We start from the raw sequence: 14,728 nt of genomic DNA on the forward strand, positions 1-14,728 counted from the left end.
GCTCCGCTCATCGGGGCCGGACACCGACCATGTCGACGACCTTGCCGCCACGCAGGGAGTTGATCATCGAGGTGTTGAGGAGGTGCCGGCGCATCCGCTCGCGGTCGGCGGCCAGCTCGCGCAGCTCGTCGTGGTAGGCCCTGATGGCCGCCGGGTCGTCCTGGCGCAGCTTCTCCCAGTTGTCGTGGGTGATCGTCTTGACGTAGGACAGCGCGACCTGCCGGCGCGCCTCACAGGCCTCGTCGAGCCGCTCGAGCGAGCCCGTGCCTCGGACCAGCTCGAGCAGCGCCGTGGTCTCGACGTACGCGTCGTGCAGCCCGCTGTTCATGCCCATGCCGCCGAGCGGGTTGTTGATGTGCGCGGCATCCCCCATCAGCAACAGCCGACCATTGCGAAAGGTGTCGGCCACCCGCTGGTGGACGCGGTAGAGCGTGGTGTGCAGGACGTCCCAGTCGCGGCCGAGGTCGGCGACGCCCCGCAGCCGCTCCTGCACGCGGGCCGGGTCGCTCTCGACCGCGTCCGGCGTGTCCGGGTCGGTCGGGAAGAGGATCCGCCAGTGCTCGGGGGTGCGCAGCAGCACCAGCCACTCGGTCGGGTCGAACACGTAGTTGACCGCCGAGATGCCCGGCAGGATCGACTCGAGGTCCTCGGTCGTCGAGGCGACCAGGAACCGCTCGGGGTAGGTCATCCCCTCGAAGGTGAACCCGGCGGTCTGCCGCACCTGGGAGTTCGCGCCGTCGGCGCCGAGCACCCAGTCGGCGGTGAACGTGTCGCCGGCCTCCGTCGTCACCGTCGCGCTGGCGCCGTCGGTCTCGGCGCGGACCACGCGCTGGCCGAAGTGGACCGTCACGTTGTCCAGGCCCTCGAGCACCTCGAGGATGATCGGGGTCAGCTTCGACTGCTCGAGCTGGACCCGGAACGGGAAGCGGGTGTCCTCGGAGAGCACGCCGAGGTCGAGGTCGGCGATCGGGCCGGTCCGGCGGTCGCGGTACTGGAACCCGGTCGACACCAGCCCGCGCTCCATCAGCGGCTCGAGGACGCCGAGGTCGTCGAGCATCTCCAGGCTCGGCGGGTGGAACGTCGACGCGCGGGACTCGCCGGCCAGCGAGTCGCCGGCCTCCAGGACCGTCACCCGGACGCCGCCGCGCGCCATCAGCAGCGCGGCGGTCATGCCGACGGGGCCGGCACCTGCAACAAGGACGTGCGTCATCGGGCGTCTCCTGCGGCGTACCGCTGCTCGAGGGTCAACAGGTCGGGCAGCCCGACCAGCGTGGTGAGGTCGTCCCAGCCGAGGCGGTCGACCGAGCCGGCGTCGCCGTCGGCCGCGATCGCGGCGTACACGGCCGCCTGGGCGCGGGCGGCGGCGAGCAGCGCCGAGACCGGGTGGATGACCACCCGGACCCCGAGCTCGCGCAGCGCTGCCTGGTCGAGCGGGGCCTCGTTGCCCGCGGCCTCGGACCGGTTGACGACGAGGGGCGGGCAGCTGCCGGCCGCTCGGGTGACCCCCTCGACCACCAGAGCCAGGTCCGGCAGGCCCGCCCCCTCGACGAACACGGCGTCGGCGCCCGCCTCGGCGAACGCGACGCAGCGCTCCGTCGCCGACGCGACGCCCTCGACGCCCAGGGCGTCGGTGCGTGCGACGACGACGACATCGGTCGCCCCGTCGTGGTGAGCCTCCACGGCCGCGCGCACCCGCGCGGCCGCCTCGGCGACGTCGACGACCTGCTTGCCGGCCAGGTGGCCGCAGCGCTTGGGGGCGACCTGGTCCTCCAGGTGCAGCCCCGCGATCCCGGCCGCGGCGTACGCCCGGGCGGTCGCCCGTGCCTGCAGCGCGTTGCCGTAGCCGGTGTCGGCGTCGGCGAGCAGCGGGAGCCCGTCGAGCGCCGGTACGACGGCCCGCGCGACCCGCGCGATGTCGGCCGCGTGGACGAAGCCGAGGTCGGGCAGACCGAGCTCGACCGCGGACGCGACCGCGCCGGACAGGTGCGCGCCCCGGATCCCGGCCCGCGCCGCGAGACGGGCGCTCACCGCGTCGTACACGCCCGGGAAGTGGACCAGGTCGGGGCCGGCCAGGATCGCTCTGAGCTGCTGAGCCGTCATCGGCCGTGCAGCGCCGTCATGCCCTCGACGCCGACGACGCGGGCGCCGGTGAAGGTGCGGATCGTCTCCACGGTGCCCTCCTCGCCCAGGCCGGAGAGGCCCCAGGCCGGGCGCGGCGTCATCAGGTGCAGGCTCATGATCGTCGAGCCGTTGACCTTCACCTCGCCGGCACGGACCTGGCGGGCCACCGCCATCGCCCGGTCGGTGTCGGTGCCGACGACATAGCCCTCGAGCCCGAACGGCGTGCCGTTGGCGAGCGCCACCGCCTCCGCCTCGGTCTCGTAGGTGTGCACGGTGGCGACCGGCCCGAACATCTCCTCCGTGGCCGCCTCGCCGGGCACGCCGGTGAGCAGTGTCGGAGCCAGGAAGCTGCCGTCGCCGTCCGGGACGGTGGTGCTGGCGTGCGCCGTGCCGCCGGCGGCCTCGCGGGTCGCGATCTCGTCGCGCAGCCGGGCCGCGTGCGCCGAGTGCACGATCGGACCGAGGTCGGTCTCGGGGTCGAGCGGGTCGCCGACGGTGAGCTTGCCCAGCCGGTCGAGCGCCAGCGCGAGCACCTCGTCGGCGATCGCGGCCGGGAGGATCAGCCGACCGAGTGCTCGGCACCACTGGCCGTTGAGGGTGGTCAGCAGGTCCGTCGCGGCCTGGGCGGCGGCCGCCGGATCGGCGTCGGGCATGACGACGAGCGGATTGTTGCCGCCGAGCTCGAGCTGGAGCGCAGTGAAGTCCTCGGCACACGCGGCCGCGACCGCGCGGCCGCCGAGGGCGCCGCCGGTGAACGAGACCGCGCGCACCCTCCGGTCGCGGACCAGCAGGCCACCGACATGGGGGCCGCCCTGCACCAGCTGGAACATGCCGGGATGGACGCCGGCCTCGGCGAGCACCCGGCCGACCACGCGGCCGAGCTCGGAGGTGCCGTACGGCGCGTACTCGCTCGGCTTGAGGATCGTCGGCGCGCCGGCCGCGAGCGCGCTCGCGACCTTGTGGGCGGCCATCGGCGCGGGCGCGTTCCACGGCACCAGGCACACGGCCGGGCCGAGCGGCAGGCGGTGCACCTCGACGGCGTTGCCGGCGTCGGAGGTCTGGTCGTCACGCAGCACGCCGGCGCGCAGCATGCCCGCGGCGAGGTGGAAGGCGCCGGGCACGATCACACCGACGATCGAGGTCTGCCGGACGGGCACGCCGGTCGCGAACGCCTCGAGCCCGGCGATCCGCGGCAGCTCGGCCTCGAGGGCGGTGCCGACGGCGTCGAGGATCTCTGCGCGGCGCTCGACGTCGAGGGTGAGCCACCCACCGTCGTCGTACGCCGCCTGCGCGGTGGTGAGCGCGCGCTCGACGTCGGTGTCGCTGGTCGCGGCGGCCGCGCCCAGCGAGGTGCCGCGGTAGGGGTCCTCCAGGACCAGGTCGAGGCGCTCGGTCGGCGCGCTCCACTCGCCGGCGACGAGCTGGCCCGCCTCGGGAAGCTCGATGTTGGTCACGTCGCTCCGCACTCCCTCGCCTACTTCTTGAAGCTGTCGGTGGTCGTGAGACCCGCCCAGCCCTCGTTCTCCACGATCATCTTCGCCAGGTCGAGCTTCCCGCGCTCGGCGGGGAACGCCTGGACCAGGCCCATCGAGGTGTCGCGGACGGCCCGCCCGATCGGGTTGCCCATCAGCGCACCGGACGTGCCACACATCTTGAGGGACGCGAGCGCCACCTCGTGAGCGTGCTCGCAGATCGCGCCCTTGGCGAGCTTCCAGCTCTGCACGACCTCGTTCTTGGGCAGGATCGGCGGGTCGCTGGCCTCCAGCTCGATCTGGCGGCGCAGCCAGAGGTGCGCCTCGGCCAGATGCTGCTCGCCGTCGCCGATGAGCACCTGGTGCATCGGGCTGGAGGCGATCGGCTTGCCGGTGTCGGCGAACGTCGCGGCCATCGTGCGGCCCATCGCGTAGTCCCAGACGCCCTGGGCGACGCCGGCGTAGATCGACGCGATCGCGATCTGGTTGCCGACCCAGGAGCCGCGCGACATCGACGTGGCCCGGGTGAAGGCGCCGGGGACGGCCAGGGACAGGTCGTCGGGGACGAAGCAGTCCTCGAGGACCAGGCCGTTGTTGTCGGAGGCGCGCATGCCAAGGCCGATCCAGGGCGCACGCGGGCGGGCGCCCTCGGAGTCGCGGGCGACCAGGAAGAGGGTCAGCGCGTCGAGGCCCTCGACGTCCTCGCGGCGGGCGGTGACCAGGTAGTAGTCGGCCGAGCCGGAGAGGCAGCCGAAGGACTTCTCGCCGTTGAGCAGCCAGCCGCCCTCGGTCCGGGTCGCGGTGGTGCGGATCAGCACGTTGGCGTTGGAGGCCTTGACCGCCTCGCTGGCGAAGTTGCCGATGGCCTTGCGCTCGGTGCCCATCAGGTGGAGCACCTTCTCGGCGAAGGCACGGACGACCGGCGCCTCCTCCTCGCCGTACAGCCCGGCGTCCAGCGCCGCCAGCGGCAGCAGGCCGCGCGAGGACGACGAGCAGTGGAAGAAGAAGGCGAGCGCGGTCGAGCCGCACGCCTTGCCGAGCGTGTACGTCGTGGCCGCGAGGTCGCGCAGCCCGCCGCCGAGTCCGCCGTACTCCTCCGGGACGACGAGGCCGAGCAGGCCCGCGTCGCCGAGCAGCTTGATGTGCCCCTCGGGCAGCGCACCGGCCTCGTCGGCCGACTCGGCCGCGGCGGCGATCGCCGGCAGCACGGACTCGACCCGCTCGGCACGCCCGCGCTCGGCGGGCGTGAGGTCCGGGAGGAGGTACTCCGCCGTGAGTTGACCGGTCATCCTGCTGCTCCTACGGGGTTGGTGGGGACGAGTGAGAGACGGAGGGCGTCGGCCGCCAGGCCGACCTGGGCCGCGTCGGCCGGGGTGTCGACGTCGAGCTCCCCGAGCAGCCGCACGAGGTCCTCGGTGGCGACGGCTCCGTCGAGGCCGGCGAGAGTGGTGTTGAAGTGGTGGACACCGCTCTTGAGGGCCGTGAGCGCCTTGACCAGACCGAGCCGGTCGCGGTCACCGAGCCGGGCGCGCAGCGGCACCGGCCGAGCCAGCCCGACGGCGTCCTGCAGCACGGCGCGCACCTGCAGCGGGGTGGCCGCGCCGAGGCTGTCGGACATCCCGATCTCGAGCACGCGCGCGGCGGAGAGCGCCACCACCGCGTTGAGCACGGCGTCGCCGTGCTCGATCGCGAACGCGTTGCGGACGATGACCGAGGCGCGGTCGGCCAGCCCGTCGATGACGGTCAGCACCTGGTCGACCGCGCCGGGCACGCTCGGGTCGACCGGCACCTCGACGACCTCGACACCGAGGCCGAGGGCCCACTCGGCCTGCTCGCGCGTGGCGACCAGCGCGCTCGACCGGTCGGGCAGCGACGCGACCACCGGCGCGCGGTCGTCCCGCGCCAGGTCCAGCACCCGGACGCGGACGCCGCTGGCCGCGAGGCCCTCCGCGACCGAGAGCACACCCTCCTCGGAGTGGCCGCGACCGCGCAACGCGGCCACGACTCCCCCGTCGGCGAGGGTCGCCACGTCGGGCAGCACGTCGGCGAACTGGCCCCAGCCTCGGGAGTGGAAGAGCAGCGGCGCCGTACGCCGCGCCGCGTGTCCGGCGAGGACCTCGCCGACGAAGATCGTGTGGTCGCCGCCCGGGTACTCGTGCACCACGCGGCAGTCGAGCCAGCCCAGGGCGGAGTCGAGCAGCGGCGTACCGGTCTCGGCCGTGGTCCAGGACTCGCCGGCGAACCGATCCTCGACGCCGGGCACCATGCCGGCGAAGACCCGGGCCACCTCGGCCTGGTCCTTGGCGAGCACGTTGACCCCGAAGACCCCGGCCGCCGAGATCAGGCCGTGGGAGTAGAGGCGGCGGTCGAGGCAGACCGAGACGAGCGGGGGGTCCAGGCTGACGCTCGAGAACGAGCTGGCGGTCATCCCGTGCCAGTCGCCGTCCACCAGCGTCGTCACCACGGTGACACCACTGGGCCACTGCGCCATGACGTCGCGAAACGTCGTGGGGTCGACCATGCACACCCTCCTCTCCGGTAGAGAATATACAATATCGGATAAGATCTTCGGGCAAGCCATTCCGCACAAATGGCGGGCGACGTGCCACGATTGGCCGCACGAACGAACCGAGCACGCAACGCCGCCGCTGCGGCTGACGAGGGAGAGAGCCCGCATGGTCCGCACGCGCACCGGAGCGCCCGTCCGCCCGATCGCCCACCTGTCACTGGTGGACCGGGTCACCGACGAGCTGCACCGCGCGATCCTCAACGGCGACATCCGGCCGGGGGCGGCGGTCTCGATCGTGGAGCTGTGCGAGCAGTTCGACGTCAGCCACATCCCGGTGCGCGAGGCGCTGCGCCGCCTGGAGAGCGAAGGGCTGGTCAGCCTGCGCCCCGGCCGCTCGGCGCTGGTCGCCTCGCTCAGCCCCGAGGACCTCTCCGGCATCTATCGGCTGCGCAAGCTGATCGAGGGTGACCTCACGCTGCGCGCGATGCAGAACCTGTCCGAGGAGCGCCTCGAGGCGGCGCAGGTCGCGCTGGACGAGTACGCCGACGTCGAGCGCGAGCCGGCCTCCCTCGCGGCGGCCCACCACGCCTTCCACTCCGCGCTCCTCGACGACGTGACCGGTGGCGCCGATCGCCGGGTGCTCGAGATCCTCTGGCACTCGGCCGACCGCTACCTGCATCTGCTCATGGACAACCTCGACAAGGCCCCCGAGACCACCGAGGCGCGGATCGACGAGCACCGCGCGCTCCTCGACCTCGCCCGGGCCGGCAAGGCTCAGGAGCTGCGCGACGCCTGGGTCGCCCACCTCGAGAGCAGCGAGACCGCGCTCATGGCCGCCCTCGAGCGCAGTCCGGAGAACCAGGCCGCCCAGGCCTGAGGTCCGTCGGCTCGCTGCCCGGCGCGGGGCGGGGCGGGGCGGCGGCGTTTCATCAAGGGATGAAGGCCGAGCCGCGCTTCCCGTGGCGAGCTCGCCGAGGGAAGCGCAGTTTGACCCTCATCCCTTGATGAAACGTCCCCACGCCGAGCCGCAGCTAGACCGACGCGACCGGCGCGACGAGGACCCCGGCGAGGTCCCACGGGCGGCCGTCGACGACGTCGGTGCCCTTGCTGACGAACCGATTGGTGGCGCAGGCCGGGCGGAGGGTGGCGACCTCGACCGGGCCGGTGGCGAGCACCGGGTCGGGGCGGCTGATGATGCCGCGGAACGGGCCGCGGCCCGGCGCCCACAGGGTGAAGTCGGTGGACAGCGGGTAGAGCGCTCCCCCGCCGTACGGCGTGCGCCGGCTGGCGACCGCGACGTTGACCCGGTTCTCGGCCGCGCGCTCGAGCAGCAGCGGGTCGAGGTCGGCCGCGGCCTGCACGGTGAACGGCACGGCGACGACGTCGACGTCCTGGAGCGCGGCGAGGCGGAACGTCTCGGGGTAGAGCGCGTCGTCGCCGACGACGAGCGCGAGCCGACCCCACGGGAGGTCGGCGACCTCGACACCCTTGCCCAGCTCGGTGGACCAGCCGTGACGCGCGCAGGCGTGCAGCTGCGTCTGGCGCAGCAGGACGCCGGCCGCGGAGAGCACGAGGCCGACGTGCTGGGCGCCGTCGGCGACCGAGGTGGCGACCACCGCTGAGGAACCGGCGAGCGCAGCGACGATCGCGTCCGGGTCGAGGCCGGTCAGCTCGGGCAGCACGACGAGCGCGGCGCCGGCGTCCAGCGCCGAGGCGAGCAGCCCGGCCACGTCGTCCCCGTCGGCCGGGCTCACGACCGCGGTCACCAGCTCCTCGGCACCGGCGGGACGCTGCCGCCCTCGCGGCGCCTCGAGGATCGGTCCGTAGAGGTCGGGGCGGCGCGAGGCCATCACGTCGGTGCCGTCGGGGCGGCGCTTGTCGTCGGCGGCCGCGACCTCGATGTCGGCCACGACCACCGCCTCGCCGGTGCGCGGCGCGATCGCGACGACGGTGCCGTCGGGCGCCACGATCTGCGCCTCGCCGGCGCCGTGCAGCATCTCCACGGGTACGCCGACGCGCTCGGCGACCGTGCCGATGCTCCGCTCGGGCACCAGCGGGCCGACCTTGTTGGCGGCGACCACCCAGACGCGGTTCTCCACGGCGCGCACGGGCACGTGCAGCGATGCCTCGTCGAGGGCGAAGGAGTTCAGGCTGTTGAGCAGGACCTGCGCGCCGGCGACGCCGAGCAGCCGCGGCGTCTCGTTGATGACGCCGTCCATGCAGGAGTAGAGGCCGACCCGGCCGAAGGGGACGTCGACGATCGGCGACGGCTCGACGGCGGGGTCGAGGTGGTCGCGCTCGCTGCCCATGAGCACCTGCTTGTCGGTGACCGCGAGGATCCCGCCCGCCGGCGAGAAGAGGATGTTGCTGCCGGTCGTCCGGCCGTCCTCGCGGGCCAGCGTGCAGTTGGCCATCAGGTGGATGCCGTGCTCGCGGGCCTTCGCGGCGAGCGCGGCCACGAACGCGCCGTCGAGGGTCTGCGCCATCCGCCGGGCGTGGTCGCGGTCGTCGTACCAGGAGACGTGGTTGCAGAACTCGGGCAGCACCACGACCTCGGCACCCTCGGCCACCGCCCGGTCGGTCATCCGGAGGCAGGTGGCGAGGTTCTCCTCGACGTCCTCCGTGACCGCGAACTGGACGGCGGCCACACGCACGATCGGCATCCACAACTCCCTATATATGATCTACGCTTCCCGCACAGCCTCGCACACGCGTCACCCGAACGATAGGAGCAGGCCGCATGTCGGAAGCCACCGAACCGGAGATCGCGGAGCAGATCGAGGTGGCGGCCTTCCCCGGCAGGCCCCCTGTCGCCATCGACCTGACGAAGGCCGCGCCGTTCGGCTGGTGGGCGGCGGCCGTCATCGCGCTGGTCGCCTTCATCGACCGCGTCGAGTACAACCTGGTGGCCGGCGCGCTGCCCGCGATCCAGGACCACTTCCACTTCAGCGACACCGTCGCCGGCGCCATCCCGACCGCCTCGGCGATCGCCGGCGTCATCCTGCTGCTCCCGGCGGGCCGGCTCGCCGACCGCGGACGGCGTACGTCGATCGTCGGGCTCGTGGTGCTGGTCTGGGCGCTCTGCTCGGTGCTGAGCGGCGTGGCGACGACGTTCGCGGTCTTCTTCGTCAGCCGGATCCTGCTCGGCGCCGCGGGCCAGCTCTACAACCCGCCGGCCTCCAGCCTGCTCGCCGACTACTACCCCGGCCAGGCGCGCGGCAAGGCCTTCGGCCTCGAGCGGGCGGGCTACTACATGGGCCTCCCGGTCGGCGTCGCGCTCGGCGGCGCGCTGGCGCAGGCGGTCGGCTGGCGGTCGGTGTTCTTCATCGTCGCCGTGCCGGGCCTGCTCGTCGCGCTGCTCGTCTTCACGCTGCGCGAGCCGGTGCGCGGCCTCGGCGACCGCATCGACCGCCTGCGCGGCACCACCGGCGACCTCGGGCACGAGGAGACGACGACGCTCACCGCCTCGATGCTCGGCGAGGCCAAGGAGGTGCTGCGGATCGGCTCCCTGCGGGGCGTGATCATCAGCCTCTCGATGCTCTACCTGGGCCTCGGCGGCCTCTTCTACTGGCTGCCGACCTTCCTCGAGCGCACCGAGGACCTCGAGTACGACGCGGCGGCCGGCCTCGCCGGCGGCGTCGGCGGCATGGGCATCGTCATCGGCATCATCCTCGGCAGCAGGATCGGCGACCGCCACCACGGCACCAGGTCGGCCTGGCGGCTGCGCACCGGCGTCGGCTTCCTCGCGCTCGGCGCGCTGGCCCTCACCGGCTGCGTGCTGCTCCCCGGCCTGCCGATCCGGCTGACGTTGGTCGCCCTGTCCTGCGTCGGGTTCGCCGGCGCGATCCCCAACCTCACCGCCGCGTCCGCCGACGTCGTCCCGGCCCGTCAGCGCGGCCTGGGCTTCGCGGTGCTGCAGTTCATCACCACGCTCGGCGGCGCGGCCGGCCCGCTGATGATCGGCCTGCTGTCGGACGCCGTCGGCTCCCTGCGCATCGCGCTGCTCGCGCTCATCCCGCCGCTGTTCATCGCGATCGTGGTGCTCCAGCGGACGACCAGGCACTACGACGAGGACGCCCGGCGCGCCGTGCTGTAGGGCGAGTCGTCGATCAGCCCCAGTGGTGGACGACCGCCCGGCCGGCGCGGGCGGGGACGACCTCGCCGGCGGGCACGTGCACCCAGTGGCTGTCCGAGGTCCACAGCACGTCGACGTCGACGGGGAACGTCTGCGCGGCGAGCTCGTCGTGCACGGCGACCGTGCCCACGAGGTCGGGGTGCGGGCCGCGCTGCTCGCCCGCGACGAGTGGCGAGAGGTACGCCGTACCCGCGTCGTCCGCCGCGCCGTCGGTCCAGCCGCCACCGGGGCCGGAGAACCACACGACCGCGCGGGTGTCGTCCTGGACCGAGGTCGCGGAGCGAGTCGCCCGCGGTTCGATGACGAGGTAGTCGTCGAGCCCCGCGGTCAGCCCGCTGATGCTCAGCGCGCCGCGGAGGACCACCATCTCCTCGCCGGCCGGCTGGTGGCCGACGGCGTCGCGCTGCCAGCCGGGCGGGAAGGCGACGAGCACCGTGCGGGTCTGCCGCTCGGCGTCGGCGCGCAGCATCACGAGCCGCGCCGGCTCGTCCGAGCCGGCGATGTGGTGCTCGATCCACGTGAGGTCGGCGGCGTCGAGGTCGACGAGGGTCATGAGCTCGCTCCTGTGAGGTGGTCGATGACGGCCTGCTCCGGCAGCACGTCGGCGTACTTGGCGTCGAGGTCGAGGAGGTTCTGGTCGTGGGTCGCGGCCTCGCGGTCGCCGCAGGCCTCGCGCGCCACGATCGGCCGGAAGCCGTGCTGCAGCGCGTCGAGCGCGGTCGCGCGCACGCAGCCGCTGGTCGAGAAGCCGAGCACGACGACGGTGTCGACGCGGTTGGCGTTGAGCGTCGCCGCCAGGCTGGTGCCGAAGAAGCCGGACGCGTACTGCTTGCTCACCACGACCTCGCCCGGCCGCGGGGCCGGCGCGACCGGGAAGGCGGCGTACGGCGAGCCCTCCTCGAACGCGCTCAGCCCCGGCACCTTGACCGCGAACCAGCCGGCGTCGGCGCCACCGGGCGCGAGCCGCACCGTGGTGAAGACGACCGGGTGCCCGCCCGCGCGAGCCGCCTCGACGACCCGCTCGGCGCTGGCCCGGGCTGCCTCGAAGCGGCCGCCCGCGTCGGTGAGCGGGCCGCCCTCCAGGTAGGCCAGGCAGACGTCCACGACGACGACAGCGGGCTTGGAGCCCCAACCGATCCGAGCACCGAAGCCGTCCATCAGATGATGCCCGCCTCGCTCAGCTCGGCGCGGCGCTCGGGCGAGAGACCGAGCAGCTCGCCGTAGACCTGGTCGTTGAACTGGCCCAGGTCGGCGCCGGTCCACCGGATCGAGCCGGGCGTCGCCGAGAGCTTCGGGACGACGTTCTGCATCTTCAGGGTCCCGAAGGTCTGGTCGGGGACCTGGACGATGGAGTCGCGTGCCTTGAAGTGGGGGTCCGCGAGCATGTCCGCGGCCTTGTAGATCCGCCCGGCCGGGACGCCGCCGGCGTCCATCAGGTCCAGGAGCTCTGCGGCGTCGATGGTGGCCGTCCACTCCGAGATCAGCTCGTCGAGGTGGGCCTGGTCCCTGCCGCGGCCGACGTGGGTGGAGTACGCGTGCCCCGGCTCGGACCACTCGGGGTGGCCCATCATCGCGAACAGTCGCGAGGAGACCGAGTCCTGGTTGGCCGCGATCAGGATGAGCTGGTCGTCCCGGGTGGGGTAGACGTTCGACGGCGCCACGTTGGGCAGGATCGCGCCCGTGCGCTCGCGCTGGTAGCCGGCCTGGTCCCACTCGGTCACCAGCGACTCCATCATCGCCAGCACGGACTCGTAGATCGAGGCGTCGACGACCTGGCCCTCGCCGGTGGCGTCGCGGTGGTGCAGCGCCGAGAGCGCCCCCACGGTGGCGTGCATCGCCGCGAGCGAGTCGCCGATCGAGATGCCGGCCCGCGACGGCTGGCGGTCGGGGTCGCCGAGGATGTAGCGCAGGCCGCCCATGGCCTCGCCGATCGAGCCGTAGCCGGCCCGCGCGGCGTAGGGGCCGGTCTGGCCGTAGCCGGTGACGCGGACCAGGATGATGCCGGGGTTGACCTCGCGCAGGCGCTCGTAGGAGAGGTTCCACTTCTCGAAGGTCCCGGCCCGGAAGTTCTCGACGATGACGTCGGACTTCGCGACCAGCTGGAGGAAGAGCTCCTGGCCCTCCTCCTCGCGCAGGTTGAGCGTGACCGTGCGCTTGTTGCGCCCGACCACCGGCCACCACAGCGAGGTGCCGTCGGTCCGCCCCCACTGCCGCATGGGGTCACCGGTGCCGGGCGCCTCGACCTTGATCACGTCGGCGCCTTGGTCGGCCATCAGCGTCGCCGCGAACGGCCCGGCCAGCAGCTGACCCGCCTCGATCACCCGGACTCCGGCCAGCGGCCCCGCACTCGTCATGGACGGGATCGTATATCAGATATATTCGCGTCATGGCGGACATCCAGATCGTCGAGGTCGCCCCTCGCGACGGGCTCCAGAACGAGCGGACGCTGGTCTCCACGGCCGACAAGGCGGCGCTGGTACGCCGCGCGCTCGACGCCGGCATCTCCCGCGTCGAGGTCACCGCGTTCGCCCACCCCGAGCGGGTGCCGCAGATGGCCGACGCGGAGGCGGTGATGGCCGAGGTGCGCGACGACCCGCGGCTGCGCTCGATCGGCCTGGTGCTCAACCGGCGCGGCCTGGACCGGGCCGTCGCGGCCGGCTGTCACGAGGCGACCGTGGTCGTCGTCGTGTCCGACGGGCTGGCGGTGAGGAACCAGGGCGCCGACACCGCCGCCCAGGTCGCCGCCTGGCAGGCGATGGCCGACGACGCGCGGGCAGCCGGGCTCGCGACCACCGTGATCCTGGCCGCCGCGTTCGGCTGCCCCTTCGACGGCGAGGTCTCCATCGACCGGGTGCTGGAGGTCGCCCGCGGCGTCCTCGACGGCGGCCCGGACGAGCTCGCGATCGCGGACACGATCGGCGTCGGCGTACCCGCCCAGGTGCGGTCGATCGTCGCCGGCCTCCGCACGCTGGACGCCGGGATCCCGCTCCGGGCGCACTTCCACAACACCCGCAACACCGGCTACGCCAACGCGCTGGCGGCGGTCGAGTCGGGCGTCACCGTGCTCGACGCATCCGCCGGCGGCATCGGGGGCTGCCCGTTCGCGCCCGGCGCGACCGGCAACATCGCCACCGAGGACCTCGGCTACCTGCTGTCCCGCTCGGGCGTCGAGACCGGCGTCGACCTGGCCTCGATCGCGGCCACCGGCACCTGGATCAGCGACCTGGTCGGCTACCCGCAGGCACCGGCCATGCTCGGCCGCGCGGGCGGGTTCCCGGGCTAGCGCTCGCAGCCGCGGGAGACCTCGGCGCGGCAGCGGTCCGCTCCGGACCCGCCGGCCGCCCGGTCGCGATCGAGGCCGCCGAGCAGGGTGTCGTCCCCGCCGCCGCCGACGAGCACGTCCCGGCCCGACCGGCCCAGCAGCCGGTTGGGGCCGGCGTCGCCGATCACCACGTCGTCGTACATCGAGGCCTTCACATTCTCGACGCCGTGCACGGTGACGCCGACCCGGCCGTAGCGGCCGTGCCCGGTGCGGAGGTCCAGCCGCAGGCCGCGGGTCGCCATCGAGAGACGGATCAGGTCGCCGCGGTCGGCACCGCCGTCGACCACGTCGTGGCAGCGCTGCGGGTCGCAGCGCCGGCCGTTCTGGACGTCGACGTTGAGGTAGTCGCTGCCGGCCCCGCCGAGGAGCCGCATGTCGGACGCGGGGTCGTCCTCGTCTCGGCTCGACCAGATGTTGTCGTTGCCGTCCTCGCCGAGCGCGGTGCCGGCCCCGTCGAGCCGCAGCTCGTCGGCCCCGGGACCGCCGCGCAGCGTGCCGTGCGCCTCGAGGTGGTCGTCGCCGTCCCCGCCGTCGGCCACGTCGGGCGCGGCACTCGCGTCGTACCGGCGCAGGTTGCCCATGAAGACGTCCCGGCCGGACGCACCGAGGAAGGTGTCCGGGCCCGGCGATCCGACGATGGAGCGGGGTCCGCTGAACGTGTCGTGCCCCTCGCCGTCGGCCGTCCCGGTCGGCACCGAGATCGTCACGCCGTCGGTGCCGCCGAAGACCAGGATCGAGTCGACGTCGCCGAGCACCTCGTCGTCACCCGGGCCGGGAACGAGCGTCACCCCGAACATGCTGGTGGCGTCGCGGAGCAGGTCGTCGCCGTCGTCGCCGTACGCGGTCCCGCCGACTCCCTCGATCAAGTCGTCGCCGGGCCCGCCGTGCACGACGGACAGCGCCCCGGCCCCGTAGCAGATGACGTCGTCGCCGCCCCTGCCGTCAACCAGGGCGGTGGCCACGCCCGTCGCGTCGATCACGTCCGGGCCGTCGGTGCCCTCGATCGGCACGTTGTTGGCCGTCACGGTGATCGTGACCGGCCGGCCCTGGCAGGTCTCCGCGGCGTACGACGGAGCGGCGGCGGCCAGGCCACCGGCGAGGAGCAGGAGCGCGGCCGAGCCCGCGGTGAGAAGCCTCATGGCCGACACAGCGTAGGGCGGGCACGCAGC

At 73.6% G+C, this 14,728-nt stretch carries 13 protein-coding genes; 3 read left to right on the forward strand and 10 right to left on the reverse strand.

The window, feature by feature from the left end; all coding sequences use genetic code 11:
- Positions 1-7 precede the first annotated feature (7 nt).
- Genes HZF07_RS07810 through HZF07_RS07830 form a run of 5 tightly spaced genes read right to left on the reverse strand, consistent with a single transcriptional unit; the run spans position 8 to position 6,114 of the window.
- Positions 8-1,210, reverse strand: a complete 1,203-nt coding sequence (locus HZF07_RS07810; protein WP_157340699.1) for an FAD-dependent oxidoreductase — start codon at positions 1,208-1,210, stop codon at positions 8-10.
- The gene (locus HZF07_RS07815) at positions 1,207-2,100 is read right to left on the reverse strand and encodes an isocitrate lyase/PEP mutase family protein (RefSeq protein ID WP_157340701.1); all 894 of its coding nucleotides are present in this window, start codon (positions 2,098-2,100) and stop codon (positions 1,207-1,209) included. Before HZF07_RS07815 ends, HZF07_RS07810 begins: the two co-directional genes overlap by 4 nt.
- A complete protein-coding gene (locus HZF07_RS07820; protein ID WP_198346353.1) occupies positions 2,097-3,587 on the reverse strand; it encodes an aldehyde dehydrogenase family protein in 1,491 nt (496 codons plus the stop codon). Before HZF07_RS07820 ends, HZF07_RS07815 begins: the two co-directional genes overlap by 4 nt.
- Positions 3,588-3,595: 8 nt before the next feature.
- Positions 3,596-4,882: an acyl-CoA dehydrogenase family protein gene (locus HZF07_RS07825; RefSeq protein WP_157340703.1), complete on the reverse strand. Its 1,287-nt coding sequence runs from the start codon at positions 4,880-4,882 to the stop codon at positions 3,596-3,598.
- Positions 4,879-6,114 carry a flavin reductase gene (locus tag HZF07_RS07830; RefSeq protein WP_181644926.1) on the reverse strand — a complete coding sequence of 412 codons (1,236 nt, stop codon included), beginning with the start codon at positions 6,112-6,114 and terminating at the stop codon, positions 4,879-4,881. The genes HZF07_RS07825 and HZF07_RS07830 overlap by 4 nt, the downstream gene beginning before the upstream one ends.
- 154 nt (positions 6,115-6,268) lie before the next feature.
- Between HZF07_RS07830 and HZF07_RS07835 the strand changes: the two genes are divergently transcribed.
- Complete coding sequence (locus HZF07_RS07835; RefSeq protein ID WP_181644927.1) at positions 6,269-6,979, forward strand: GntR family transcriptional regulator; 711 nt, start codon at positions 6,269-6,271, stop codon at positions 6,977-6,979.
- A 154-nt stretch (positions 6,980-7,133) separates the two neighbouring features.
- Here HZF07_RS07835 and HZF07_RS07840 read toward each other — a convergent pair whose 3' ends face one another.
- Positions 7,134-8,765: a carbon-nitrogen hydrolase family protein gene (locus HZF07_RS07840; RefSeq protein ID WP_157340709.1), complete on the reverse strand. Its 1,632-nt coding sequence runs from the start codon at positions 8,763-8,765 to the stop codon at positions 7,134-7,136.
- Positions 8,766-8,842: 77 nt separating this feature from the next.
- On the opposite strand from HZF07_RS07840, the gene HZF07_RS07845 reads away from it, so the two are divergent.
- Positions 8,843-10,198, forward strand: coding sequence for an MFS transporter (locus HZF07_RS07845; RefSeq protein WP_157340711.1), 1,356 nt, complete (start codon positions 8,843-8,845; stop codon positions 10,196-10,198).
- Positions 10,199-10,211: 13 nt separating this feature from the next.
- On the opposite strand, the gene HZF07_RS07850 is transcribed toward HZF07_RS07845, so the two are convergent.
- From HZF07_RS07850 to HZF07_RS07860, 3 genes are read right to left on the reverse strand one after another with little or no spacing between them, the layout of a single operon-like run.
- Positions 10,212-10,790: a DUF4437 domain-containing protein gene (locus HZF07_RS07850; protein WP_157340713.1), complete on the reverse strand. Its 579-nt coding sequence runs from the start codon at positions 10,788-10,790 to the stop codon at positions 10,212-10,214.
- Positions 10,787-11,395 (reverse strand): isochorismatase family protein, encoded by a 609-nt coding sequence (locus HZF07_RS07855; RefSeq protein ID WP_157340715.1) that lies wholly within the window; start codon positions 11,393-11,395, stop codon positions 10,787-10,789. The genes HZF07_RS07850 and HZF07_RS07855 overlap by 4 nt, the downstream gene beginning before the upstream one ends.
- On the reverse strand, positions 11,395-12,591 hold the full coding sequence (locus HZF07_RS07860; protein ID WP_157340717.1) for a CaiB/BaiF CoA transferase family protein: 1,197 nt from the start codon (positions 12,589-12,591) through the stop codon (positions 11,395-11,397). Before HZF07_RS07860 ends, HZF07_RS07855 begins: the two co-directional genes overlap by 1 nt.
- A gap of 32 nt (positions 12,592-12,623) precedes the next feature.
- Between HZF07_RS07860 and HZF07_RS07865 the strand changes: the two genes are divergently transcribed.
- A complete protein-coding gene (locus tag HZF07_RS07865) occupies positions 12,624-13,520 on the forward strand; it encodes a hydroxymethylglutaryl-CoA lyase (protein ID WP_157340719.1) in 897 nt (298 codons plus the stop codon).
- On the opposite strand, the gene HZF07_RS07870 is transcribed toward HZF07_RS07865, so the two are convergent.
- Positions 13,517-14,698 (reverse strand): hypothetical protein, encoded by a 1,182-nt coding sequence (locus HZF07_RS07870; RefSeq protein WP_157340721.1) that lies wholly within the window; start codon positions 14,696-14,698, stop codon positions 13,517-13,519. The genes HZF07_RS07865 and HZF07_RS07870 overlap by 4 nt on opposite strands.
- Between the last annotated feature and the right edge of the window lie 30 nt (positions 14,699-14,728).

The sequence above is a fragment of the Nocardioides agri genome, from assembly GCF_013778305.1.
In the GTDB taxonomy this organism is placed as follows: domain Bacteria; phylum Actinomycetota; class Actinomycetes; order Propionibacteriales; family Nocardioidaceae; genus Nocardioides; species Nocardioides agri.

Coding starts and splice junctions, on each gene's coding strand:
- HZF07_RS07810 (WP_157340699.1), bottom strand. CDS start 1,210: ATGACGCACGTCCTTGTTGCAGGTGCCGGCCCCGTCGGCATGACCGCC.
- HZF07_RS07815 (WP_157340701.1), bottom strand. CDS start 2,100: ATGACGGCTCAGCAGCTCAGAGCGATCCTGGCCGGCCCCGACCTGGTC.
- HZF07_RS07825 (WP_157340703.1), bottom strand. CDS start 4,882: ATGACCGGTCAACTCACGGCGGAGTACCTCCTCCCGGACCTCACGCCC.
- HZF07_RS07830 (WP_181644926.1), bottom strand. CDS start 6,114: ATGGTCGACCCCACGACGTTTCGCGACGTCATGGCGCAGTGGCCCAGT.
- HZF07_RS07835 (WP_181644927.1), top strand. CDS start 6,269: ATGGTCCGCACGCGCACCGGAGCGCCCGTCCGCCCGATCGCCCACCTG.
- HZF07_RS07840 (WP_157340709.1), bottom strand. CDS start 8,765: ATGCCGATCGTGCGTGTGGCCGCCGTCCAGTTCGCGGTCACGGAGGAC.
- HZF07_RS07845 (WP_157340711.1), top strand. CDS start 8,843: ATGTCGGAAGCCACCGAACCGGAGATCGCGGAGCAGATCGAGGTGGCG.
- HZF07_RS07850 (WP_157340713.1), bottom strand. CDS start 10,790: ATGACCCTCGTCGACCTCGACGCCGCCGACCTCACGTGGATCGAGCAC.
- HZF07_RS07855 (WP_157340715.1), bottom strand. CDS start 11,395: ATGGACGGCTTCGGTGCTCGGATCGGTTGGGGCTCCAAGCCCGCTGTC.
- HZF07_RS07860 (WP_157340717.1), bottom strand. CDS start 12,591: ATGACGAGTGCGGGGCCGCTGGCCGGAGTCCGGGTGATCGAGGCGGGT.
- HZF07_RS07865 (WP_157340719.1), top strand. CDS start 12,624: ATGGCGGACATCCAGATCGTCGAGGTCGCCCCTCGCGACGGGCTCCAG.
- HZF07_RS07870 (WP_157340721.1), bottom strand. CDS start 14,698: ATGAGGCTTCTCACCGCGGGCTCGGCCGCGCTCCTGCTCCTCGCCGGT.